The 24,439-nt window shown below is 59.8% G+C and carries 17 protein-coding genes; 11 read left to right on the top strand and 6 right to left on the bottom strand.

Translation table 11 applies throughout. The annotated features are described in order from the left end of the window. Positions 1-153 precede the first annotated feature (153 nt). Positions 154-432 carry a DUF3509 domain-containing protein gene (locus KGB03_RS26720; protein ID WP_008146103.1) on the bottom strand — a complete coding sequence of 93 codons (279 nt, stop codon included), beginning with the start codon at positions 430-432 and terminating at the stop codon, positions 154-156. A gap of 345 nt (positions 433-777) precedes the next feature. Here KGB03_RS26720 and KGB03_RS26715 point away from each other — a divergent pair, with 345 nt between their 5' ends. Then, on the top strand, positions 778-2,616 hold the full coding sequence (locus KGB03_RS26715; RefSeq protein WP_223530059.1) for a long-chain-acyl-CoA synthetase: 1,839 nt from the start codon (positions 778-780) through the stop codon (positions 2,614-2,616). Between the two features lie 111 nt (positions 2,617-2,727). Then, positions 2,728-3,246 (top strand): ankyrin repeat domain-containing protein, encoded by a 519-nt coding sequence (locus KGB03_RS26710; protein WP_223530052.1) that lies wholly within the window; start codon positions 2,728-2,730, stop codon positions 3,244-3,246. A 277-nt stretch (positions 3,247-3,523) separates the two neighbouring features. On the opposite strand, the gene KGB03_RS26705 is transcribed toward KGB03_RS26710, so the two are convergent. Both KGB03_RS26705 and xthA read right to left on the bottom strand, forming a co-directional pair. Further along, a complete protein-coding gene (locus KGB03_RS26705) occupies positions 3,524-4,864 on the bottom strand; it encodes a substrate-binding domain-containing protein (protein ID WP_223530050.1) in 1,341 nt (446 codons plus the stop codon). 190 nt (positions 4,865-5,054) lie between these two features. After that, positions 5,055-5,867, bottom strand: a complete 813-nt coding sequence (xthA, locus tag KGB03_RS26695) for an exodeoxyribonuclease III (RefSeq protein WP_218535812.1) — start codon at positions 5,865-5,867, stop codon at positions 5,055-5,057. 332 nt (positions 5,868-6,199) lie between these two features. On the opposite strand from xthA, the gene KGB03_RS26690 reads away from it, so the two are divergent. From KGB03_RS26690 to KGB03_RS26660, 7 genes are all read left to right on the top strand, one after another. Next, on the top strand, positions 6,200-6,850 hold the full coding sequence (locus tag KGB03_RS26690) for a GNAT family N-acetyltransferase (RefSeq protein ID WP_218535816.1): 651 nt from the start codon (positions 6,200-6,202) through the stop codon (positions 6,848-6,850). Positions 6,851-6,915: 65 nt separating this feature from the next. Beyond that, on the top strand, positions 6,916-8,643 hold the full coding sequence (locus KGB03_RS26685) for an autotransporter assembly complex protein TamA (RefSeq protein WP_223530048.1): 1,728 nt from the start codon (positions 6,916-6,918) through the stop codon (positions 8,641-8,643). Next, positions 8,640-12,314: a translocation/assembly module TamB domain-containing protein gene (locus tag KGB03_RS26680; RefSeq protein WP_223530046.1), complete on the top strand. Its 3,675-nt coding sequence runs from the start codon at positions 8,640-8,642 to the stop codon at positions 12,312-12,314. Before KGB03_RS26685 ends, KGB03_RS26680 begins: the two co-directional genes overlap by 4 nt. Positions 12,315-12,570: 256 nt before the next feature. Continuing rightward, positions 12,571-13,044 carry a MarR family winged helix-turn-helix transcriptional regulator gene (locus KGB03_RS26675; RefSeq protein ID WP_033057114.1) on the top strand — a complete coding sequence of 158 codons (474 nt, stop codon included), beginning with the start codon at positions 12,571-12,573 and terminating at the stop codon, positions 13,042-13,044. Then, the gene (locus tag KGB03_RS26670) at positions 13,041-14,510 is read left to right on the top strand and encodes an efflux transporter outer membrane subunit (protein ID WP_223530044.1); all 1,470 of its coding nucleotides are present in this window, start codon (positions 13,041-13,043) and stop codon (positions 14,508-14,510) included. Before KGB03_RS26675 ends, KGB03_RS26670 begins: the two co-directional genes overlap by 4 nt. Positions 14,511-14,525: 15 nt before the next feature. After that, positions 14,526-15,728, top strand: a complete 1,203-nt coding sequence (locus KGB03_RS26665; RefSeq protein ID WP_223530042.1) for an efflux RND transporter periplasmic adaptor subunit — start codon at positions 14,526-14,528, stop codon at positions 15,726-15,728. Between the two features lie 318 nt (positions 15,729-16,046). Continuing rightward, positions 16,047-17,576, top strand: a complete 1,530-nt coding sequence (locus KGB03_RS26660; RefSeq protein ID WP_218535824.1) for a DHA2 family efflux MFS transporter permease subunit — start codon at positions 16,047-16,049, stop codon at positions 17,574-17,576. Between the two features lie 127 nt (positions 17,577-17,703). Here KGB03_RS26660 and lpxH read toward each other — a convergent pair whose 3' ends face one another. Further along, positions 17,704-18,456 (bottom strand): UDP-2,3-diacylglucosamine diphosphatase, encoded by a 753-nt coding sequence (gene lpxH / locus KGB03_RS26655; RefSeq protein WP_223530033.1) that lies wholly within the window; start codon positions 18,454-18,456, stop codon positions 17,704-17,706. Beyond that, complete coding sequence (locus KGB03_RS26650; RefSeq protein ID WP_218535829.1) at positions 18,453-18,956, bottom strand: peptidylprolyl isomerase; 504 nt, start codon at positions 18,954-18,956, stop codon at positions 18,453-18,455. The genes lpxH and KGB03_RS26650 overlap by 4 nt, the downstream gene beginning before the upstream one ends. A gap of 260 nt (positions 18,957-19,216) precedes the next feature. Between KGB03_RS26650 and KGB03_RS26645 the strand changes: the two genes are divergently transcribed. Beyond that, positions 19,217-20,914: a glutamine--tRNA ligase/YqeY domain fusion protein gene (locus KGB03_RS26645; protein ID WP_134099155.1), complete on the top strand. Its 1,698-nt coding sequence runs from the start codon at positions 19,217-19,219 to the stop codon at positions 20,912-20,914. A 39-nt stretch (positions 20,915-20,953) separates the two neighbouring features. Then, positions 20,954-22,336, top strand: a complete 1,383-nt coding sequence (gene cysS, locus KGB03_RS26640; RefSeq protein WP_218535832.1) for a cysteine--tRNA ligase — start codon at positions 20,954-20,956, stop codon at positions 22,334-22,336. A 125-nt stretch (positions 22,337-22,461) separates the two neighbouring features. On the opposite strand, the gene KGB03_RS26635 is transcribed toward cysS, so the two are convergent. Then, entirely contained in the window at positions 22,462-24,324 is a 1,863-nt protein-coding gene (locus tag KGB03_RS26635; protein ID WP_223530028.1) for a sigma-54-dependent Fis family transcriptional regulator, read from the bottom strand. Between the last annotated feature and the right edge of the window lie 115 nt (positions 24,325-24,439).

The raw sequence follows: 24,439 nt of genomic DNA, 5'->3' as shown, positions 1-24,439 counted from the left end.
CGCGAAAGCGGTTTAACATTCAACATTGATGCTGTCTGATACACCGCTTTCGCGAGCAAGCCCGCTCCCACAGGGAATTGCGTACCGTCAGAAACAAAACAGGCCGTGAAGCGAAAGCGCTCACGGCCTGTTTGTTTACAGCTCTGGAACGGTTTAAACCGAGTGATACGTCGGCAGGGCAAACCGCTGTTGGCTTTGCAGCATGGAAATCTGCGGCAGTTCGCTGGCCTGTTCGGCGATGTCACGGCGTATGGCACTGATCACCCAGGACAGCTGATCACCTGCATGCAATTGCTGGTAGGAAATCGAGCGTTTGAAGACTTTGCCGTCGGTGCTGCTCAAGGTCAGCAGAATGCCACCATCAGGACGTGGCTGGGTGGTCACTTCGAAGTTGGAGAACAGGGACGAAAATTTTTCTTGGATCAGGTTCATGTCTATCAGCTCCGTTAGCTCTTGAATGGCAAGCATGCAGAGGTAGTTGCAGTGATTGTGCCAGCACCTGATTTTTTAAAAATCCTTATATATCAATTAGTTATCTTTTCAGTGTTTTTGCACTTTCGTGCAATCTGCATGAATGGCCATCGTGCATCCTGCATTTTGCGTGGTCGACATCGATTCGATGGAACCAATTGCCCCGCGTAAGCTCACGCATTTCGAATGCCGCAGACGTGGATACAAATCATTTCAAAAACCGCGTGTACAGCTCAGGAACCGCTGACGTATTTTCGGCCTCAATCAACGCCGCCCGAACAATAAAAAGATCGACCGGGAGCAACCATGAGCCGCACGCCGAACGACACGATTACCTGGGGCATGATGCTCCGCAAGCTACCTTCCATTGCCAAAGCCATTCCTCGCGTGGTGAAAGGCATGAAAGCCGCCGACGTCAAGGACCCGACCCAACCGTGTGGCCTGGGCTGGAGCTTTGAGCACGCGACATTGCGCAATCCCGATGGCCCGGCATTGCTGCAGGGCGAGGTGGCGCTGACGTATTTTCAGGTCAACCAGTGGGCGAATCGCATTGCCCATCATTTGATTGCCCAAGGCATCCGCAAGGGCGATGTCGTGGCGGTCTTTATCGAGAATCGCCCGGAACTGCTGGTGACGATCCTGGCGGTGGCCAAGGTTGGCGCGATCAGTGCGTTGCTCAATACTTCGCAGACCCGCGATACCCTGGCTCACAGCCTGAACCTGGTGGCACCCGCGGCGATCATTGTCGGAGAAGAGCTGGTGCCGGCGTTTTCGGCGGTTCGCGAACGGGTGTCGATCGACGCGGCGCGCATCTGGTTCGTCGCTGATCGAGACACCTTCAGCCATCCGGGCATTGCGCCCGACGGGTTCATCAACCTGATGACCGCCAGTGCCGACAGCTCCAGCGCCAACCCCGCCAGCGGTCAGCAGGTTTTTTTCGACGACCCTTGTTTCTATATCTACACCTCGGGCACCACCGGCTTGCCCAAGGCCGGGGTGTTCAAGCACGGCCGCTGGATGCGCAGCTCCGCGAGCTTCGGGCTGATCGCCCTGGACATGCGCCCGGAGGATGTCGTCTATTGCACCTTGCCGCTCTATCACGCCACCGGGCTGTGCGTGTGCTGGGGCTCGGCGATCAGTGGCGCCTCGGGCTTTGCCATTCGCCGCAAGTTCAGCGCCAGCCAATTCTGGAACGATGTGCGCAAGTACCGCGCGACCACCCTCGGATACGTCGGCGAACTGTGTCGCTACCTGGTGGATCAACCGCCCAGCGTCGGCGACAGCCAGCACCGGGTGACGAAGATGATCGGCAATGGCCTGCGCCCCGGCGCGTGGGGCGAGTTCAAGACGCGATTCGGGGTGAATCATATCTGTGAGCTGTACGCCGCCAGCGATGGCAACATCGGTTTCACCAACATCCTCAACTTTGACAACACCGTCGGTTTTTCCCTGATGTCATGGGAGTTGGCGGCGTACGACCACGACAGCGGTGCGCCGATTCGGGATGCCAAGGGCTTCATGCGCAAAGTCGCCAAAGGCGAGCAGGGGCTGTTGCTGGCAAAGATCGACGACAAGGCACCGCTGGATGGCTACACCGATCCGCAGAAGACCGAAAAGGTTGTGCTGCACGACGTGTTCGAGAAGGGCGACCGTTATTTCAATACCGGTGACCTGCTGCGCAACATCGGTTTCGGTCACGCGCAGTTTGTTGACCGTTTGGGCGATACCTACCGCTGGAAGGGCGAAAACGTTTCGACCACCGAGGTCGAGAACATCCTTTTGCAACACCCGAATATTTCCGAAGCCGTGGCCTACGGCGTGGAAATCCGCAACACCAACGGGCGTGCCGGGATGGCGGCGATTACGCCAGCCGAGTCCCTGGCGACCCTGGATTTCAGTGAACTGCTGGCGTTCGCCCGTGAGCAAATGCCCGCCTATGCGGTGCCGTTGTTCCTGCGGGTGAAGGTGAAAATGGAGACCACGGGCACCTTCAAATATCAGAAGACCCGGCTTAAGGATGAAGCCTTCGACCCCGGCAAAACCGGCGACGATCCGATCTATGCCTGGCTGCCAGGGACCCAGACTTACGTGCAGGTCACTGCGCAGTTGCTGGCGGATATTCACGGCGGCGCTTTTCGTTATTGAATGCAGCGCTATTGAATGTGGCTATGGCTGTCCATGAGAAAAAAGAAGTGACAGCCTCGGGGCTGCTCGGGAAACTGTCGGCTTTGCGAATAACAGAACGTGGAGTGCCCAATGTCAGACCAAAGCCGCCAGATGACCCCCGCAGAAGCCGCTGAATTTGCCGAACAGGTATTCAACAAGGCGCGTGAGGGCGATGCGGCCATGATGGCCGCGCTGTTGACCAAGGGCCTGCCGCCGAACCTGCGTAACCACAAGGGTGACACCTTGCTGATGCTGGCCGCTTACCACGGCCACGTGGAGACGGTAAAAGTCCTGCTCGAGCACAAGGCCGACCCGGAAATCCGCAACGACAATGGCCAGAGCCCGATTGCCGGCGCGGCGTTCAAGGGTGATCTGGCGGTGGTCAAGGCACTGGTTGAAGGCGGCGCGCAAGTGGAAGGTTCGTCCTTCGACGGTCGCACTGCGCTGATGATGGCGGCGATGTTCAATCGCGTGGAAATCGTCGACTACCTGATCAGCAAAGGCGCCGACCCGAAAGCCAAGGACGCCAATGGCGTCTCTGCGCTGGATGCCGCCAAGACCATGGGCGCAGTGGACACCACGGCGCAGTTGCAGAAACTGCTTGGCTGATTGCAAATCCTGAGGCAACTAAAAACCTGTGGTGAGGGGATTTATCGGAATGCCGCACCATCCCGTTCGGCTGCGAAGCAGTCGTCAATCCGGTTGACGCGGTCTTCCTGAGAAGCATCGGTGACTGGAATGGGGTGGCTGCGCCACCCAACGGGGATAAATCCCCTCGCCACAGATAAATCCCCCAGTCACAGATAAATCCCCCAGTCACAGATAATCCCCCTGCACACTGGTCAATCCACTGATCACAGTGTGGTCGGCCTGAATCGGGCGGGTCTCAATACACCCACACCTCAACCCGCCGATTCTTGATTCGCCCCTCATCCGCGCTATTGGCCGCCACCGGCATCTCGGCGCCAAAACCACGAATCTCGCGAAACACCACGCCGCTTTTCACCAGTTCCCGCCGCACCGCCATGGCGCGCAGTTTCGACAGCAGATCGGCCCGCGCCGGATCACTTTTGGCGTCGCCAAACCCCACCAGCGTCACCTGGCGATTGGTCTTGTCACGCTGCTTTATATAGTCGAGCACCCGCCACAGGTCCTGCCGGGCCTTGTTGTCCAGCGTCGCACTGCCTTCTTCGAAACGGAAATTCACGGTCAGGCGCTGGGCGTGACGGCTGAGCGCCTGATAACCCTCCGGCATCAATGCATTCGGCGTGACCGTCATGGCCTGGACGGTCTGGGCGATAAAACCATTGGCCGCGACAATCGCCTGGCCCTTGCTGCTTTGGGCGAACGCCACCAATGCGTCGGCCCAAGGGTTTTTCCCATTGGGCGGCAGGTAAAAGAACAGCCGACGGGACAGCGGATAGTCTTCCGTGGCAATCAGGCTGTTGAGCGGCAACATGGCTTGGGATTGGCCGTCGGCAATCGCCACGGCTTTGGCCTGACGCACGTAAGGCAGGCCGATGAAGCCAATACCTTGCGGGTCCAGGCTGACCGCGTCGGACAATTGCTCGCTGGATTCGAACCGTTTCGCAGCGCTGCTCAGGGTTTTCCCACGACGGCTGAGGACCAATTCCTTGAACGTGTCGTAGGTGCCCGATTGGTCATCCCGCGCATAGAGATGAATCGTCCCACCGCTGCCGCCTAGTTCTTCCCAGGTTTTTGCCTCGCCGCTGAAGATTCGCGCCAATTGTTCGGTGTTCAGTTCATGCAATGGATTTTGCGGATGAAGAATGATCGCCAGGCCATCGATGGCGATGACCTGCTCGGCGCCGACGCTTTTAAAGTCGCCCAAGCGTGCAAGGTCTGCCCGTTCGCTGTCCTTGATCGGGCGCGAGGAGGCGGCGAGGTCGGCGGTGGTGGTTTTCAGGGCGGTGAAACCGGTGCTGGAACCGTGGGCCGCAATGTCCACCGCGACCCGGCGGCCCTGAACGGTTTCGCCGATGACGCGCAGCTCGTTGGCTGTGTCCGGGGCTTCGCTGTGAATCTTCAGCAGGCCCTGTTCGCGCATCAACCCCTCAACCAGCGCCGGGCCCAATGCCGCGCCGATGGTGTTGGAACCCTGGATGCGCAGCACCGGGGCAGCCTCGGGGGTCGGCAACGCGCCAGCCGACGCCGCCAGCGGCAGCCAGGCACACAGCATCAACAGGAACAACACGCGCAGCGTCATGCCAGCACCTTACAAGCCAAAGGAAGTGCCGGGAGAATAAGTCAGTAAGGTTTCTGAAAGATGACAGTTGCTCAATGTGGGAGCGGGCTTGCTCGCGAAGGCGGTTTATCATTCAACATTGATGTTGACTGACACGACGCCTTCGCGAGCAAGCCCGCTCCCACAGGTGAGCTATGTCGAAAGGCAGAGATCAGCTCAATTCAAGCCAGATCGGCGCATGATCCGACGGCTTTTCCATCCCGCGCAATTCGTAATCCACACCTGCATCCTTGACCCGTGGCAACAACCCGTGGGACGCCATGATCAAGTCAATCCGCAGCCCACGCTTGGGCTCATCCTCAAAACCGCGGCTACGGTAGTCGAACCAGCTGAAACGGTCGGCCACCTCCGGGTTCAAGTGGCGGAAGCTGTCCACCAGGCCCCAGTTCTTCAAGCGGGCCATCCACTCGCGTTCTTCCGGCAGGAAGCTGCATTTGCCGGTTTTCAGCCAGCGTTTCATGTTGTCCGGGCCGATACCGATGTCGCAGTCTTCTGGGGAAATGTTCACGTCGCCCATCACCACCAGCGGCTGATCGTTGCTGAACTGGCTTTCCAGCAATTGTTGCAGATCGCTGTAAAAGCGTTCCTTGGCCGGGAACTTGGTGGGGTGATCGCGGCTTTCGCCCTGTGGGAAATAGCCGTTCATGATGGTCACTGGCACGCCATTGGCGTCGGCGAACGTGCCCCAGATGAAGCGGCGCTGAGCGTCTTCTTCATCGGTGACGAAACCTTTGTGCAGCGCGATGGGTTCCTGACGCGAGAGCAGGGCCACGCCGTAGTGACCTTTTTGACCGTGGAAATACACGTGATAGCCCAGCGCCTGAACCTCGGCCAGCGGGAACTGGTCGTCGTGAACCTTGGTTTCCTGCAGTCCGATCACATCGGGCTGATGCTTTTCGATCAGCGCCGCCAGCTGATGAGGGCGAGCGCGCAGCCCGTTGATGTTGAAGGAGACGATCTTCATGGTCGGCAGTCCTGGTAAAAGGGCGATGCTAGCTGACATGTAGGAATGGGGCCAGTGTTGGGGTGAGGGGATTCACTGTGTTCTGTCAGATCTATATTGGCAGTGAGGACCTCTTCGCGGGCAAGCCCGCTCCCACAGGGTTCTCCAGCGAACAAAAATTTTGTGTACGCCAAAAAACCTGTGGGAGCGTGGCTTGCCCGCGAAGAGGCCAGTCCAGTCGATGAAGAACCAGCCTTGGTCTATACCTGTTGGGGGAACTGTATTACCACCCACAGGCTCGTACCAATAAGAGCACCGCCATTTTGAGCTGTGCCCCGGGGAGATCTACCGTTATGCCCGAAACCTCGACCGTCATCGCCGATATTCACATGCTCGACAGCGGCTATTCCCGCGAAGCACGTTCGCTGTTGTACCAGGCTTACCGGCATGAGCCGACGTTCGGCTACCTGTTCGAAGCGGAGCGTCCCGGTTATGAGCAACGGGTCCGGGCCACCGTGCGCGAACTGGTCAAGCAACACTTTCTTCAGGACTTGCCGGCCATCGGCCTGCTGGTCAACGACCGGTTGATCGGCATCGCGCTGATCGCGCCGCCGCAACGTCGCCTGGGCATCACCGAGAGTTGGGCCTGGCGTCTGCGCATGGTGCTCAGCACCGGGTTCCGCTGCACCCGACGCTATCTCGAGTATCACGATGCCGTGATGGCTTGCGTGCCGTCCGATTCGGTGCACCTGCTGCCATTGCTGGGGGTTCATCCGCAATTCCAGGGCAAACACTTTGGCGAACAGTTGCTGCAAGCGGTGCATAACTGGTGCGCGGTGGATGAGCATTCCGAGGGCGTCATCCTCGATACCGGGAATCCTCGTTATCTGGAGTTCTATAAGCGCCAGGGCTATGAGGAAATTGGTGAGGTCGCCGTAGGACCGATTCGCGAACACGTGTTTTTCCACGCCAATCCGCAGGTGTTACAAACAGCAACGGGATAAAGGTAGAACTTTCACCGCACGCCAGGCTCTATCACGCTCCCAAGCTCGTGATAGCATCCGCGCCTATGAAGTTTCCAGGAAGAATTACCAGCGGTGTGCTGATGCTGATTACCAGCTGCGCGGCGCTGGCGCAAAGTGAATTGGATGTGCGGATCAAACCGTCCAACGATGAACTGAAAGCCAATATAGAGGGCTATATCGGCAGCCTCGGCGATCGAGACGAAGAAGCCTTGCTGCGCTTCAGTCGTGGCGCCGAAGAACAGGCGCGCAAGGCCGCCCAGGCCTTGGGTTATTACCAGCCGCAGATCGACTCGGATGTGAAGGGCGGCAAGACGCCGCGCCTGGTGCTGAACATCGATCCCGGCGAGCCGGTGCATTTGCGCAACGTCACTATTCGCATCGACGGCCCGGCCGCCTCCCTCAAATCATTCCGTGTACCCAAAAGCAATGCGCTGAAAACCGGCGCAGTGCTCAACCATGGCCATTACGAAGACGCCAAACGCTTGATTCAGAATCAGGCTTCGCGCTATGGCTTTTTCAGTGGTTATTTCAGCAGCCAGAAATTGTTGGTCGACCCGCGAGCCGGCGTTGCCGACATCGAACTGATCTACAACAGCGGCCCGCGCTATTCACTGGGCAAGGTCAGTTTCGAAGGTGACACGCCGTTCGACGAAGACCTGCTGCTGCGCATGGTGCCATTCAAGGCCGGCGCGCCTTATGACTCCGAACTGATCGCCGAACTCAATCAGGCCATGCAATCGAGCGGCTATTTCGAAAGCGTGCGGGTAGATGCAGCGCCAACGTCGTCCAAGAACGACGTGATCCCGGTGGACGTCAAACTCGAAACCCGCAAACCACGGACCATGGGCCTCGGGCTGGGTTTTTCCACCGACGTCGGCCCACGGATCAAGGCCAACTGGACCCGGCACTGGGTCAGCCCTCAGGGGCACAGCTATGGCTGGGAGACCGAAGTTTCGGCGCCTCGGCAGAACGTCGGTGTGTTCTACGACATTCCCCTGGACCCACCGCTGACCGACAAGCTGCGGTTCGCCGGTGGCTATCAGAATGAAGAAATTGCCGACAAGGACTCCCTCAGCAAACTGCTGACCCTCGGCCCCGAGTGGCACAGCAAGCTGCCCAGCGGTTGGCAGCGAGTGGTATCGCTCAAGTGGCAGCGCGAGGAATACAGGCTCGGCGACGACTCGGGGCTCAGCACGTTGCTGATGCCTGGCGTCAACTATTCCTACCTTAAAAGTGATAACCGGATCGATCCGCACAACGGTTATCGCCTGGGATTCGAGACCAAAGTGGCCAAGGAAGGTTTGGGTTCCGACACCAACCTGATTTACGGCACCGCGTTGGTGAAAGGCTTGACCACGGTCTTCGACAAACACCGCTTCCTCGGTCGGGTACAGGTCGGCGGCAGCGCCACCAACGGCTACAAATCGGTGCCGCCGTCGCTGCGCTTCTTCGCCGGTGGCGATCAGAGCGTGCGCGGTTACGACTATCAGAGCCTGTCCCCGGAAAACTCCGAGGGCGACCGCATCGGTGGCCGCTACATGATTGCCGGCAGTGTCGAGTATCAGTACTCCATCGCCGAAAAATGGCGAGTCGCGACCTTCATCGATCAGGGCAACTCCTTCAATACCCTCGAACTGCCGAACCTCAAGACCGGCGTCGGTATCGGCGTGCGCTGGGTCTCGCCGGTGGGGCCGATACGCCTCGACCTGGCCCATGCGATGGACGACGAGGGCGGCATTCGACTGCACTTTTCCATGGGGCCTGAGCTGTGAATCGTGGTTTGAAGATAACGCTGTTGGCGATTCTGGCGCTGCTGATGCTGGTCGTTTTGACCGTGGCCACAGTGCTCGGCACGGCGACGGGCAGTCGTTGGGCGCTCGGCTTTGTGCCGGGTTTGACCGTCGAGAACTTCCAGGGCCGTTTGGGCGGACAGTGGAGTGCCGACCATGTGCTGTGGCAGCAGGACAGCAGCCGGGTTGAGCTGGACAAGGTGATTTTCGCCTGGTCGCCGCTGTGCCTGACGCGCATGACCCTGTGCATCGAGCAATTGAAAGCCGATCAGGTCAGCCTGCAATTTCCTCCCGGCGCGGAAGAAGAAAGCAGCGGACCGATCAGTCTCCCGGATCTGAAGTTGCCCTTGGCCATCGAGCTGGGCGATGTCCAGGTCGGCAGCCTGCTGTTTAACGGCAGCGAAGAACTCAAAGGCCTGCAACTGGCGGCGCATTGGACAGCCAACGGTTTGCAGATCGATTCCGTTCATTTGCAAAGGGATGACCTGAACCTGAATCTTTCAGGTCTGCTGCAACCCAGCGGTAACTGGCCGCTCACGGCCGAAGGCAAACTGACCCTGCCAGCTCCCGGCACCGGGCCTTGGGCGCTGGCCCTGAAGGTCGACGGCGATCTGTTGAAAACCCTGAACCTGAAAGCCGACAGCAGCGGTTACCTGAACGGACAATTGACCGGCGAACTGCAACCGCTGGTGGAAAACCTGCCGGCCAAAGTGCGGATCACCGCTGACGGCTTCAAGCCTGGTGCCGATCTGCCGGACACCCTGCAACTCAACCAACTGGAACTCACCGGCGATGGCAACCTGAAAAACGGTTACCAGTTGCTCGGCAAAGCCACGTTGCCTGGGGAAAAAGGCCCGGTCGCGTTGCTGCTGCAAGGCAAGGTCGATGCTAATGGGGCTCAGATCGCCGGATTGGACCTCACGGCCAACGACAAGCAAAGCCTGAAACTCACCGGCAACCTCGACTGGAGCAAAGGCCTGAGCGCCGATGCCAAGATCGACTGGCTGGATTTCCCGTGGCACAGCCTCTATCCACTGATCGACGAGCCCGAAGTGGCGTTGCGCAGTTTCAACGGTGAAGTCTCCTACACCGACGGTAAATACCTGGGCAGCTTCAAAGCCGCACTCGACGGCCCGGCCGGGGCGTTCAGCCTGACCAGCCCGTTCAGCGGCGACCTGACGAAAATATACCTGCAACAAATTCAACTCGAAGCCGGGCAGGGCAAGGCCGAAGGGCACCTGAACCTGCAATTCGCCGACGGCATTGCCTGGGACACCGCGCTGGACCTGTCGGCGATCAACCCGGCGTACTGGGTCGCGGAGTTGCCGGGCACCCTGGCCGGACCGTTGCGCAGCAAGGGCGAGATGAAGAATGAAAAACTCAGCCTGACTGCTGATCTCGACTTGAAAGGCAAACTGCGCGGCCAACCGGCAGTAATCCAGGCCAAAGCCGATGGCGGTGGCGAGCAATGGAACCTCAGCGCATTGCAAATTCGCCTTGGCGACAACAGCATCAACGGCAAGGGCAGCCTGCAACAGAAGCTCGCCGGCCAGATCGATATCAAGCTACCGCGCCTGGCTCAGCTGTGGCCGCAACTGCGCGGCCAGCTCAATGGTCGCGTCGATGTCGCCGGGACACTCAAGGCCCCGCAAGGCAAGCTCGGACTGCAAGGCACGCAACTGGCCTTCGAAGACAATCGCCTGCAAAGCCTGAATCTGGACGCCACCCTCGACAGTGCGCAACGGGCGAAAATCGACCTCAAGGGCAGCGGCATTCAGGCTGGTGAAACGTCGCTGGGCACGCTGACCGCCAGCGGCCAGGGCGATATCAAAAACCAGAAACTCACCCTCGACCTGCAAGGGTCGAAGCTGAAACTCGCCCTCGGCCTCGACGGCAATCTGGACCAAGGCAATTGGCGTGGGCGCCTGGCCAGCGGCGATATCCAGGCTGGGGGGCAGGACTGGAAGCTGCAAGGTCCGGCGAGGCTGGAGCGGCTGGCGGACGGCAAGATCAATTTTGGCGCTCACTGCTGGACGTCCGGCCCGGCCAGCCTGTGCGGCGAGGATCAGCGCCTGATGCCTGAGCCGAAGCTGCGTTATCACCTCAAACAGTTCCCGATCGACAGCCTGGCGCAGTGGTTGCCCAAGGATTTCGCCTGGAAGGGCCGGCTCAACGCCGACCTGCAACTGGACCTGCCGGCCAGCGGCCCGAACGGCCAGATCAGCGTCGATGCCAGCGGCGGCACGTTGCGCATCAAGGAAAAGGACCAGTGGCTGGACTTCCCGTACCAGACCCTGAAACTCAACAGCAAACTCACGCCCAAGCGCATCGACACTGACCTCAATTTTGTCGGCGGCAAGCTCGGTGAGCTGATGCTCCAGGCGCAGATCAATCCGTTGCCGAAGGACAAACCACTGACCGGCTCGTTCCGCCTGAGTGGTCTGGATCTGTCGGTGGCGCGGCCATTCGTGCCGATGGTCGAGAAACTGACCGGACGCTTGAATGGCAGCGGCACGCTCGCCGGTACGCTGCTGGCGCCGCAGGTCAACGGCAATCTACTGCTCAGCGACGGCGAGATTTCCGGGCCTGAACTGCCGATGGACCTCGAAGCGCTGCAACTTCAAGCCGTGATTGCTGGCGAAACCGTGCAATTGAACGGCGGCTGGAAAAGCGGCAAGACCGGGCAGGGCACCTTGAGCGGCAACATCGCCTGGGGTCAGGCATTGGTGGTGGATCTGGCGCTCAAAGGCACGCAATTGCCCGTCACCGTCGAGCCCTACGCCAAGCTGGAAGTGGCGCCGGATCTGAAGATTTCGATGAAGGACGACAAACTGGCGATCGTCGGCAAGGTGCTGGTGCCAAAAGGCGAGATCACCGTGCGCGAGTTGCCGCCATCGACGGTCAAGGTGTCCGATGACACGGTGATCGTCGGCCAGCAGACCGAAGAGGGCAAACCCCCGATGGCCATGGCGATGGACATCGATGTGGTGGTCGGGCAGGACAAACTCAGCTTCGCCGGGTTTGGCCTGACCGCCAACCTGCAAGGTCATGTGCACATCGGCGACAACATGGATACCCGCGGCGAGCTCTGGCTCAACGATGGGCGTTATCGTGCCTACGGTCAGCGGTTGACCGTGCGCCGGGCGCGTTTGCTGTTTGCCGGCCCGATCGATCAGCCGTATCTGGACATCGAAGCGATTCGCCAGACCGACGACGTGATCGCCGGCATTCGCCTGAGCGGCAGCGCGGAGCAGCCGACCACACAGATCTTCTCCGAGCCGGCGATGAGCCAGGAGCAGGCCTTGTCCTATCTGGTGCTGGGGCGTCCGTTGGCCAGTAACGGTGAAGACAACAACATGCTCGCCCAGGCCGCGCTCGGGTTGGGGTTGATGGGCAGTTCGGGAGTGACCAGCGGCTTGGCGAAAAACCTGGGGATTCAGGATTTCCAGCTCGATACCGAGGGTAGCGGCAACGCCACCAGCGTGGTCGCCAGCGGCAATATCTCCGAGAAGCTCAGCCTGCGTTATGGGGTTGGCGTGTTCGAGCCGGCCAACACCATCGCCTTGCGTTACAAGCTGAGCAAGAAGGTCTACCTCGAAGCGGCGGGCGGCGTGGCCAGTTCGCTGGACATCTTCTACAAGCGGGATTTCTAAGCCTCGCCATCTCTAAAACCGAGTCGCTGCCTTCGCGAGCAAGCCCGCTCCCACATTGGATTTGTGTTACGCCGCAGATCAAATGTGGGAGCGGGCTTGCTCGCGAAGGGCGCGCTGCGATCATCGATCCGAAGCAACTTTCCTGCGCCATTTATCAACTAAATAGCAAGCAGCCTAACTATTACGTTGACATTCGCTGCCTAGGCAGTAACATCTCGACATACATTCTCTGCCTAGGCAGCTAATCGGTGGTCAGATGAAGCATTTCACCCCAGACGAATTCCACACGTGTCATCTCGGCCTCCTGCTCGGGCGCGCTGCGCTGCTCAAGGACCGGATCATCGACACGCACATGGAACCCCACGGCATCACCGCCGCGCAGTTCAAAGTGCTGATCATCATGGCCCAGTTCGGCGTCGATACCCCGGCCGAGCTGTGCCGTCACCTGTCGCTGGACAGCGGATCGATGACCCGCATGCTCGATCGTCTGGAACAGAAAGGCTTCCTCGCCCGCCAACGCTCCGAGGCGGATCGCCGTCAGGTTCAGTTGGTGTTGACCGAACAAGGCCAGCAGTTGACTGACCGTCTGCCGGAGATCGGCGCCGACGCCATGAATGAACTGGCTGGCGCGATCACCCCAGAGGAATTGAAAACCCTGGAACAGATCCTCAAGAAAATTCTGGTGGCAGCCGGTGACTCGATCACCCTGCTGCGGGTAGGTGACAAATGAGCAGTAAAACCTTGCGTACCGGCCTGAGCCTGGTGCTGGCGGCCATGACCCTGGCCGGTTGCGCCAGCTACAGCGGCCTGACCACCGAAGGCAAAAGCCTGGATGCGAAAACCCTCAAGGCCGGGCAATCCCTCAGCGGGGTGACTCTGTCGCCCGCGGCCTGGCCGAAAAGCGATTGGTGGAAAAGCCTCGGCGACCCACAGCTCGACGGCTTGATCCGCGAAGCCCTGCACGACAGCCCCGACATGCAAATTGCCGACGCCCGCGCCCACCAGGCCAGCGCCGCCGCTTATGCAGCGGATGCCGCGCGCATGCCGACTCTTGATGCCAGCGCTGGTGTCAGCCGTTCGCGTCTGGCCCGGGATCAGGACCCGAGCGGGCAGGGCGGCACGTACTCCACCGTGCGCAACCTCAGCGCCAGTTTCAATTACAACTTCGACCTCTGGGGCGGTCAGCGTGATGCCTGGGAAGCCGCATTGGGTCAGGCCCGTGCTGCCGAAGTCGATCAACAGGCCGCTCAGCTGACGTTGTCCGCCGACGTCGCTCGCGCCTACAGCGATCTGGGTCAGGCGCATATCGTCTACGACCTGGCCAGTGAAGACCTCAAACGCACCAAACAAATGCTCGACCTGAGCCAGCGTCGCCTGAGCTCGGGGATCGACAGCCAATACCAGTTCCAGCAAACCGAAAGCCTGGAAGCCACGTCCGAAGCCAGCTTGATCGACGCCGAAAAACGCCTGCAAAGCGCGAAAATCGCCTTGGCCGTCCTGCTCGGCAAAGGCCCGGATCGCGGCAATGAAATCGCCCGGCCGAAAATCCTCCAGGCCAGCGCCGTGGCGTTGCCGTCGGTGCTGCCGGCCGAGTTGCTCGGTCGTCGTCCGGACCTGGTGGCTGCGCGTTGGCGGGTCGAGGCGGCGAGCAAGAACATCGACGCCGGCAAAACCCGCTTTTACCCCAACCTCAACCTGAGCGCCGCGGCCGGTGCCGAGTCGTTGCTGGGCGATGCGATGTTCGGTTCGGCCAGTCGCTTCTTCAACATTGCACCAACGATCTCGGTGCCGATTTTCGACGGCGGCCGCCTGCGCGCCGACCTCGATTCCCGCGACGCCGATTACGACCTCGCGGTGGCGCAGTACAACAAAAGCCTGGTGAAAGCCCTGGGCGATGTCAGCGACACCATCAACCAGTTGCGCGATATCGGCCGGCAGATCGGGACGCAGCAGCGCGCCACCGACATTGCCCAGGATTCATACAACACCGTGGTCCAGCGCTACGGTTCCGGCATCGGGAATTACCTGGACGTGCTCAGCATCGAGCAGCAACTGCTCCAGGCCCAGCGTCAACTGGCCAACCTGAATGCCGAGCAGATCGACCTGTCGATCCAACTGATGCAGGCGCTGGGCGGTGGCTTCCAGGGCGAGACCCTGACCGCAGCCAACGCAGCCCCAGCCACGCAGTACAACTAATTCGAGGTATTTGTCATGGCCACTGCCGAAACGACACCAACCCCTGACAACGCACAAGACACCAGCAACCCGCGCAAACGCAAAGTCATGCTGGTAATGCTCGCAATCGTGGTGATCCTCGCCGGTATCGGCGTCTGGGGTTATCACGAATTCTACGGGCGCTGGAACGAAAGCACCGACGACGCCTATGTGAATGGCAACGTGGTGGAAATCACTCCGTTGGTCACTGGCACCGTAGTCAGCATCGGTGCCGACGATGGCGACCTGGTTCATGAAGGCCAGGTGCTGATCAACTTCGACCCGAACGACGCCGAAGTCGGTCTGCAAAGTGCCCAGGCCAATCTGGCCCGCACTGTGCGTCAGGTTCGCGGCTTGTACAGCAACGTCGACGGCATGAAAGCCCAGGTCAATGCGCAGCAGGCCGAAGTACAAAAGGCTCAGGACAACTTCAATCGCCGGAAAAACCTCGCCGCTGGCGGGGCGATTTCCCAGGAAGAACTGTCCCATGCTCGCGACGACCTGACCTCGGCGCAAAACGCCCTGGCCAACGCCAAACAGCAACTGAAAACCACCAGCGCGCTGGTCGATGACACCGTGGTGTCGTCGCACCCGGACGTGATGTCCGCTGCCGCGCAATTGCGTCAGGCTTACTTGAACAACTCCCGCAGCACCTTGATCGCGCCGGTCACCGGTTACGTGGCCAAGCGCTCGGTACAACTGGGCCAACGCGTCCAGCCGGGCACCGCCTTGATGGCGGTGATTCCGCTGGATCAGCTGTGGATCGACGCCAACTTCAAGGAAACCCAGCTGCGTGACATGCGTATCGGGCAGCCTGTGGACATCGAAGCCGACCTGTACGGCAGTGACGTGAAGTTCAGCGGCACCATCGACAGCCTCGGCGCTGGCACCGGTAGCGCGTTTGCCTTGCTACCGGCGCAGAACGCCACCGGTAACTGGATCAAGATCGTCCAGCGGGTGCCGGTGCGGATTCACATCAACGCCGAAGAACTGGCCAAGCACCCGTTGCGGGTCGGCCTGTCGACTCAGGTCGATGTGAACCTGCGTGACCAGAGCGGCCCGGTGCTGGCGCAACAGCCGCCGCAAAAGGCCTCGTTCAGCACCAATGTGTATGACCGTCAGTTGGCCGAGGCCGACGCGATGATCACTCAGTTGATCCACGACAACAGCGCTGCGGTCAGCAAAACCGCTCAACGCTGATCAGTCATCACACCGACCCTGTGAGAGTGAGCCTTTGTGGTGAGGGAGCCTCTTTGGTGAGGGAGCTTTTGTGGCGAGGGGATTTATCGGAATGCCGCACCACCCCGTTCGGCTGCGAAGCAGTCGCAAACCGGTGAATGCGGTTTTTCTGAGATACCGCAGTCACAGGTTCAGGGCCGCTTCGCGACCCAACGGGGCGGTGCGACGTTTCGCTAAATCCCCTCGCCACAAAAGCGCCCTCGCCACAAAGGCTCACTCCCACAAGGTCAGCTGCGTCTGTAACAGGCGCAGCGCCAATCAGGTTTCAAAGGATTCGCAATGAGCAATAACGCGTCTTTCACGCCGCCCAGTCTGCTGCTCAGCACCATTGGCCTGTCGCTGGCGACCTTCATGCAAGTGCTCGACACCACCATCGCCAACGTGGCGCTGCCGACGATTTCCGGCAACCTGGGCGTGAGTTCGGAGCAGGGCACGTGGGTGATTACCTCGTTCGCCGTGAGCAACGCCATCGCGCTGCCGTTGACCGGTTGGCTCAGCCGGCGCTTCGGCGAGGTGAAGCTGTTTCTCTGGGCGACGATTCTGTTCGTGCTGGCTTCGTTTCTGTGCGGTATCTCGACCTCGATGCCGGAGCTGATTGGCTTTCGGGTGCTTCAAGGTCTGGTGGCAGGTCCGCTGTATCCGATGACGCAAACGCTGCTGATTGCCGTCTATCCGCCGGCCAGGCGCGGCATGGCCCTGGCGTTGCTGGCGATGGTGACGGTGGTGGCGCCGATTGCCGGCCCCATCCTCGGCGGCTGGATTACCGACAGCTATAGCTGGCCGTGGATCTTTTTTATCAACGTGCCGATCGGTGTTTTCGCGGTGATGGTGGTGCGCTCGCAACTTAAGGCACGGCCGGTGGAAACCAGTTATCAGCCGATGGATTACGTCGGTTTGATCACGCTGATCATTGGCGTCGGCGCCTTGCAGGTGATTCTCGACAAGGGTAACGACCTGGATTGGTTCGAGTCGAACTTCATCCTCATCGGCGCGGCTATTTCAGTGATAGCGCTGGCGGTGTTCGTGATCTGGGAAATGACCGACAAGCACCCGGTGGTCAACCTGCGGCTGTTCGCTTATCGCAACTTCCGCATCGGCACGATTGTGCTGGTGTTGGGTTATGCCGGGTTCTTTGGAATCAACCTGATCCTGCCGCAGTGGCTGCAAACCCAGATGGGTTACACGGCGACCTGGGCGGGACTGGCGGTGGCGCCGATCGGGATTCTGCCGGTGCTGATGTCGCCGTTTGTCGGCAAGTACGCGCACAAGTTCGACCTGCGGCTGCTGGCCGGCCTGGCGTTCCTGGCGATCGGCCTGAGCTGCTTCATGCGTGCCGGGTTTACCAACGAAGTGGACTTCCAGCACATCGCCCTGGTGCAGCTGTTCATGGGGATTGGCGTGGCACTGTTCTTCATGCCGACCTTGAGCATTCTGATGTCGGACCTGCCACCGAGCCAGATCGCCGACGGCGCAGGCCTGGCGACTTTCCTGCGGACCTTGGGCGGTAGTTTTGCGGCCTCGCTGACGACCTGGATCTGGATTCGCCGGGCCGATCAGCACCACGCCTATATGAGTGAAAGCATCAGCACCTATGAGCCGGCTACCCGTGAGGCGTTGAACAGCCTGGGCGGGGCGAGCAACCCGGCGTATGCGCAGCTGGATCATGTGCTGACCAGTCAGGCGTACATGCTCTCCACCGTGGATTACTTCACGTTGCTGGGGTGGGCGTTCATGGGCTTGATTGTGCTGGTGTGGCTGGCGAAACCGCCGTTTGCGGCGAAGGCGGGGCCTGCTGCCTCCGGCCACTAGAGTCAGGTGAAGAACCAATGTGGGAGCGGGCTTGCTCGCGAATGCGGTGTAACAGTCAACTAAGATGTTGAATGCTAATCCACCTTCGCGAGCAAGCCCGCTCCCACAACGGGTTTGTGTTCGGCTGTTAGTTTGTGGGGGCAGCCAGTTGTGGCGGCGGGGCGAAGTCGAACGGCGCCAGCGCAAACCCTTGCTCATCCACCTGCAACGCCCACCCCTGACGGTCCCAATCCCCCAACACAATCCGCTTGGCCGCCTGTTCGCCAATCTGCAATTTGTGGATGGCCGGGCGATGGGTGTGCCCATGGATCAAGGTCTTCACGCCGTAGGCCTGCATGATCCGCGGCACTTCTTCGGGCGTGACATCAACAATGTCATTGGCCTTCATCCGCGTCTGCGCACGGCTTTCACTGCGCAACTTGCGCGCCAGTTTATGGCGAGTCCGCAACGGCATGTGCCGCAGGATGAACAGGGTGATCGGATTACGCAGATAGCGACGCAGCTTCATATAAGCCTCGTCGCGGGTGCAGAGGCTGTCGCCGTGCATCAATAGCACCGGCTCGCCATAAAACTGCACGACACTCGGGTCTTTCAGCAATGTACAGCCGGCCTGTTTACAGAAGGCCTGGCCGAGCATGAAGTCGCGATTGCCGTGCATCAGAAAAATGGCCGTGCCGCTGTCGCTGAGTTCGCGCAGGGCCTGGCAGATGGAACGCTGGAACGGCGTCATGGCATCGTCGCCAATCCACGCCTCGAAAAAGTCGCCCAGGATGTACAACGCACTCGCCGAGCGGGCGCGTCCGGCGAGCAAATCCAGAAACGCCCGGCTGATGTCCGGGCGCTCCTCTTCCAGATGCAAGTCTGAAATCAGCAGTATCACTCAATGATCTCGGCTTTCTCGATGATCACGTCTTCTGCGGGTACGTCCTGGTGGCCGGACTTCATGGTGGTGGAAACACCTTTGATCTTGTCGACCACGTCGGTGCCTTCAACGACCTTGGCGAACACGGCGTAACCCCAGCCCTGAGTGGTCTTGGCGCTGTGGTTCAGGAAGCTGTTGTCAGCGACGTTGATGAAGAACTGGGCGGAAGCCGAATGCGGCTCCATGGTGCGGGCCATGGCAACACTGTACTTCACGTTCGGCAGGCCGTTGTCGGCTTCGTTCTGGATGCTTGGGCGCTTGTCTTTCTTTTCTTTCATGCCTGGCTCGAAACCGCCGCCCTGGATCATGAAGTTACCGATGACGCGGTGGAAAACGGTGTTTTCGTAGTGACCGGCTTTGACGTACTCGATGAAGTTGGCCACGGTGATCGGGGCTTTCTCAGCGTTCAGTTCCAGGACGATGTCGCCATGGTTGGTGGTCAGTTTGACTTGGGTCATGATCGGTACTCATTCAAATAATTCGTGGGTTTCGGGGCGTTGAAGCCCTCAACCGGTCCGGCCAATTTTGGCCAAGATGCGCAGTTTAGCGTGCCGGGCGCGAATTTCGAGGCTGTTTTTCATTTGCATCCGATTAAATGCAGCCGTTTTTTGCCCTGCGCTGTCAGCGGCTTGACGGCATCGGCTATGATAAGCCCCTTTGTTTTAACCGCCGCTTTGATTTGGCCAACTGGCCGCGCACTTGTACGTTCAAGGATCCTATGAGCAAGCCCACTGTCGACCCTACCTCGAATTCCAAGACCGGCCCTGCCGTGCCGGTCAATTTCCTGCGCCCGATCATCCAGGCGGACCTGGACTCGGGTAAGCACACGCAGATCGTCACCCGTTTCCCGCCTGAGCCCAACGGCTACCTGCACATCGGTCACGCCAAGTCGATTTGCGTGAACTTCGGCCTGGCCCAGGAATTTGGCGGTGTCACGCACCTGCGTTTCGACGACACCAACCCGGCCAAGGAAGACCAGGAATACATCGACGCGATCGAAAGCGACGTCAAGTGGCTGGGCTTCGAATGGTCCGGTGAAGTGCGCTACGCCTCGCAGTATTTCGACCAGTTGCACGATTGGGCCGTTGAACTGATCAAGGCCGGCAAGGCCTACGTCGATGACCTGAGCCCTGAACAGGCCAAGGAATATCGCGGCACGCTGACCGAACCGGGCAAGAACAGCCCGTTCCGTGATCGCTCCGTGGAAGAGAACCTGGACTGGTTCGCCCGCATGAAGGCTGGCGAATTCAAGGACGGCGCACGCGTACTGCGGGCCAAGATCGACATGGCCTCGCCGAACATGAACCTGCGCGACCCGATCATGTATCGCATCCGTCACGCGCATCACCACCAGACTGGCGACAAGTGGTGCATCTACCCGAACTACGACTTCACCCACGGTCAGTCGGACGCCATCGAAGGCATCACCCACTCGATCTGCACCCTGGAGTTCGAAAGCCATCGTCCGCTGTACGAGTGGTTCCTCGAGAACCTGCCCGTGCCGGCGCAACCGCGTCAGTACGAATTCAGCCGTCTGAACCTGAACTACACCATCACCAGCAAGCGCAAGCTCAAGCAACTGGTCGATGAAAAGCACGTTCATGGCTGGGACGATCCGCGCATGTCCACGCTGTCCGGCTTCCGCCGCCGTGGTTACACGCCGAAATCGATCCGCAACTTCTGCGAAATGATCGGCACCAACCGTTCCGACGGCGTGGTCGACTTCGGCATGCTCGAATTCAGCATCCGTGACGACCTCGACCACAGCGCTCCGCGTGCCATGTGCGTGTTGCGTCCGCTGAAAGTCGTGATCACCAACTACCCGGAAGGGCAGGTCGAGAACCTCGAACTGGCGTGCCACCCGAAAGAAGACATGGGCGTGCGCGTTCTGCCGTTCGCCCGTGAGATCTACATCGACCGTGAAGACTTCATGGAAGAGCCGCCAAAAGGCTACAAACGCCTGGAACCTGCTGGCGAAGTGCGTCTGCGCGGCAGCTACGTGATCCGTGCCGACGAAGCGATCAAGGACGCCGATGGCAACATCGTCGAACTGCGTTGCTCTTACGACCCGGAAACATTGGGCAAAAACCCTGAAGGCCGCAAGGTCAAAGGCGTGGTTCACTGGGTGCCGGCTGCGGCCAGCGTCGAATGCGAAGTGCGTCTGTACGATCGCCTGTTCCGTTCGGCCAACCCTGAGAAGGCCGAAGACAGCGCCAGTTTCCTGGACAACATCAACCCTGATTCGCTGCAAGTCCTCACCGGTTGTCGTGCTGAGCCTTCGCTGGGCAATGCACAGCCGGAAGACCGTTTCCAGTTCGAGCGCGAAGGTTACTTCGTCGCGGATATCAAGGACTCGAAACCAGGTGCTCCGGTTTTCAACCGTACCGTGACCTTGCGTGATTCGTGGGGCCAGTGATTACAGGCCTGACCGGCCTTGATAAATAGGCAACATAAAGTGCTTACGATCTACAACACGCTCACCAAGAGCAAAGAAGTCTTCAAGCCACTGGATGGCAACAAGGTGCGCATGTACGTCTGCGGGATGACCGTGTACGACTATTGCCACCTGGGCCACGGCCGCAGCATGGTCGCGTTCGACCTGGTGACCCGTTGGTTGCGGTTCAGCGGCTACGACCTGACTTATGTGCGCAATATCACCGACATTGACGACAAGATCATCAATCGGGCCAACGAGAACGGCGAGTCGTTCGAAGCCTTGACCGAGCGCATGATCGCGGCGATGCACGAAGACGAAGCGCGCCTGAACATCCAGAAGCCGGATATGGAACCGCGCGCCACCGGGCATATCCCCGGCATGCACGCGATGATCCAGACCCTGATCGACAAGGGTTACGCCTACGCCCCGGGCAATGGCGACGTGTATTACCGCGTCGCCAAGTTCATGGGCTACGGCAAGCTGTCGCGCAAGAAAATCGAAGACCTGCGCATCGGCGCGCGGATCGAAGTCGACGAGTCCAAACAGGACCCGCTGGACTTCGTATTGTGGAAAGGCGCCAAGCCGGGCGAACCGAGCTGGCCTTCGCCTTGGGGCGACGGTCGTCCGGGCTGGCACATCGAGTGCTCGGTGATGTCCACCTGCTGCCTCGGTGAGACCTTCGATATTCATGGCGGCGGCAGCGACCTCGAGTTCCCGCACCACGAAAACGAAATCGCCCAGAGCGAAGCGGCCACCGGCAAGACCTACGCCAACGCGTGGATGCATTGCGGCATGATTCGCATCAATGGCGAGAAGATGTCCAAGTCCTTGAACAACTTCTTCACCATTCGCGACGTGCTGGAAAAGTACCACCCGGAAGTCGTGCGTTACCTGCTGGTGTCGAGCCACTACCGCAGCGCGATCAACTACTCGGAAGACAACCTCAAGGACGCCAAGGGCGCACTCGAGCGTTTCTACCACGCGTTGAAAGGCCTGCCGAGCGTGGCACCGGCCGGTGGCGAAGCCTTTGTCGAGCGTTTCACCCAGGTGATGAACGACGACTTCGGTACGCCGGAAGCCTGTGCCGTACTGTTTGAGATGGTTCGCGAGATCAACCGTCTGCGTGAGAGCGATCTCAATGCGGCGGCCGGTCTGGCGGCTCGTTTGAAGGAGTTGGCGAGTGTGCTGGGCGTGTTGCAGCTTGAGGCGGATGACTTCTTGCAGGCCGGCGCTGAAGGGCGGGTGGATGCGGCTGAAGTTGATGCGCTGATTGCTGCGCGTCTGGCGGCACGTGCTGGTAAAGACTGGGCTGAATCCGACCGAATCCGCGACCAGCTCACCGCGATGGGCGTGGTGCTGGAAGACGGCAAGGGCGGCACGACCTGGCGTCTGGCTGACTGATTGCTGCGTTTGCTACAAACAAAACCCGCCTTGTGCGGGTTTTTGTTTATGCGCAGAGCGCAAGTGCTGCGGTGACAGGGCTCGCGAAGGTCTTAAGCTGAAACACTGCCAGTGCAGCTCACTTGTCATTCCGTCTGGCGCAATCGCTTGTAAAGGGTATTACGGCTAACCCCAAGGCGCCGAGCCAGATGCGAAATATTCCCCCCAGCCGCCTGCAGCTGCCGATTCAATTCCTCTGCATCATTCAAATCCACCGCCAACGGCTCCGGCGAATCCACCGGTTCCATCTCCAGATCGACAAAAAAATCATCCGGCAAATGCTCCGGCCGCACGGGTTGTTCCTCGGCCATGGCCAGCGCCACCTGCATCACGCTGCTGACCTGGCGCAAATTCCCCGGCCACGGATGACGGCTGAACAACTCCATCACCTCTCGGCTCAGCCCGGCCCACTGCGATGGTTCGCGGTGCTGTTCCCACAGACGTTTGAACAAGGCCTCTTTATCACTGCGTTCTCTTAATGGCGGCAGTTCCAGGGTCAAACCACCAATCCGGTAATACAAATCCTCACGAAACCGCCCCAACTGCACCTGTTCGCGCAGCGAGCGGTTGGTCGCCGAAATAATCCGTATATCCACCTGGAACAGCTCGCTGCTGCCCACCGGTTGCACGCAACGCTCCTGCAACACTCGCAGCAGTCGAGCCTGAGTCGGCAACGGCATATCGCCGATTTCATCGAGGAACAGGGTGCCTTTGTCGGCCTTGCGGATCAGCCCGATGCTGCCTTTCTGGTTGGCGCCGGTAAACGCGCCTTTCTCGTAACCAAACAGTTCGGACTCCACCAGTTCGGCGGGGATGGCTGCACAGTTGACGGCAATGAACGGTTGTTTGTTGCGCGAACTGGCCTGATGCAGGGCTTTGACGAAGACTTCCTTGCCGACCCCGGTTTCGCCGTGGATCAACAGCGGAATGTCTTTTTCCAGCAACCGCTCGGCCTGGCGCACGGCTTTTTCCACGCGGCTGTCACCGAAATGCAGGGTATTGAGGCTGATCGCTTGCGGTGTCGCCACCGTGGGCTCGGCGCTCTTGGGTTCTGTGCTCTTTGTTTCAGAAAATTGCCGCGCCTGAATCACTGCCTGTTTCGGCCGCTTCAACAGGCACTGAAAGCGGTTGCGCCCTGAGGTTTGCAAGGCAAACGGCAGGCCGTCCGGCTGGTTCAACAACTCCAGCAGCGAGACCTTGAAAAGGCTTTCGACACTGACCCGCGACAGACTGATGCCCAGCAGATTGTCAGCCCTGCGGTTGGCCGACAGCACCTGGCCGGTTTCATCGAAGATCAGCAGCCCGGCCCATTGGCTGTCGAGGTTATTCAGCCCGGTGTTGAAGGTCAGCTGGAAATGTTGGCCATGGAACAGGTTGAGGATCAGCCGGTTTTCCACGGTCTGACTCATCATCTTGACCATGCCGAGGGTGTGGGACGGCGGCAGGTAGCTGTCGCTGGACACATCCAGCACCGCGATGACCTTGCGTTCGGCATCGAAAATCGGTGCGGCGGAACCGGTCATGAAACGGTTGGCCTTGAGGAAATGTTCATCGTGCTCGATGTGCACCGCCTGCTCGCAGGCCAGCGCGGTGCCGATCGCATTGGTGCCGCTGCAACGCTCCATCCAACTGGCGCCAGCGCTGAAACCGCGGGTCAGGCTCGGCTCGATAAAACGCTGGGTGCCCCAGGAAGTCAGCACCTGGCCCTGATTGTCGGCGAGCATGATCAGGCAGTTGGAGTTGCTGAGGATGTTCTCGTAATACGGCAGGACTTCCTGGTGAGTGGTTTGCACCAGTGAGTGCTGGCTCTCCAGCAATTGCGCAATGCCCTCGGCCGGCAGCTGATCGAACGCCGGGGCGCTCTGATGATTGAGGCCGAACGCGCGGCATCGGGACCAGGAGTCCTGAATGATGGCGTCGTGGGAGAGCGGCAGGGCGGGTGCGGCCATGGCATTCAGCCTCTGAATAATGCTTTTTATTGTTGTTATGAGATTCCATGTGGGAGCGGGCTTGCTCGCGAATGCGGTGGGTCAAACACCAATAATGTGTCTGACAGTCCGCATT

It is taken from the genome of Pseudomonas sp. BF-B-26 (assembly GCF_019956495.1).
In the GTDB taxonomy this organism is placed as follows: domain Bacteria; phylum Pseudomonadota; class Gammaproteobacteria; order Pseudomonadales; family Pseudomonadaceae; genus Aquipseudomonas.
This window is presented reverse-complemented; position numbering and strand designations above follow the sequence as displayed.

Coding starts and splice junctions, on each gene's coding strand:
- KGB03_RS26720 (WP_008146103.1), bottom strand. CDS start 432: ATGAACCTGATCCAAGAAAAATTTTCGTCCCTGTTCTCCAACTTCGAA.
- KGB03_RS26715 (WP_223530059.1), top strand. CDS start 778: ATGAGCCGCACGCCGAACGACACGATTACCTGGGGCATGATGCTCCGC.
- KGB03_RS26710 (WP_223530052.1), top strand. CDS start 2,728: ATGTCAGACCAAAGCCGCCAGATGACCCCCGCAGAAGCCGCTGAATTT.
- KGB03_RS26705 (WP_223530050.1), bottom strand. CDS start 4,864: ATGACGCTGCGCGTGTTGTTCCTGTTGATGCTGTGTGCCTGGCTGCCG.
- xthA (WP_218535812.1), bottom strand. CDS start 5,867: ATGAAGATCGTCTCCTTCAACATCAACGGGCTGCGCGCTCGCCCTCAT.
- KGB03_RS26690 (WP_218535816.1), top strand. CDS start 6,200: ATGCCCGAAACCTCGACCGTCATCGCCGATATTCACATGCTCGACAGC.
- KGB03_RS26685 (WP_223530048.1), top strand. CDS start 6,916: ATGAAGTTTCCAGGAAGAATTACCAGCGGTGTGCTGATGCTGATTACC.
- KGB03_RS26675 (WP_033057114.1), top strand. CDS start 12,571: ATGAAGCATTTCACCCCAGACGAATTCCACACGTGTCATCTCGGCCTC.
- KGB03_RS26670 (WP_223530044.1), top strand. CDS start 13,041: ATGAGCAGTAAAACCTTGCGTACCGGCCTGAGCCTGGTGCTGGCGGCC.
- KGB03_RS26665 (WP_223530042.1), top strand. CDS start 14,526: ATGGCCACTGCCGAAACGACACCAACCCCTGACAACGCACAAGACACC.
- KGB03_RS26660 (WP_218535824.1), top strand. CDS start 16,047: ATGAGCAATAACGCGTCTTTCACGCCGCCCAGTCTGCTGCTCAGCACC.
- KGB03_RS26650 (WP_218535829.1), bottom strand. CDS start 18,956: ATGACCCAAGTCAAACTGACCACCAACCATGGCGACATCGTCCTGGAA.
- KGB03_RS26645 (WP_134099155.1), top strand. CDS start 19,217: ATGAGCAAGCCCACTGTCGACCCTACCTCGAATTCCAAGACCGGCCCT.
- KGB03_RS26635 (WP_223530028.1), bottom strand. CDS start 24,324: ATGGCCGCACCCGCCCTGCCGCTCTCCCACGACGCCATCATTCAGGAC.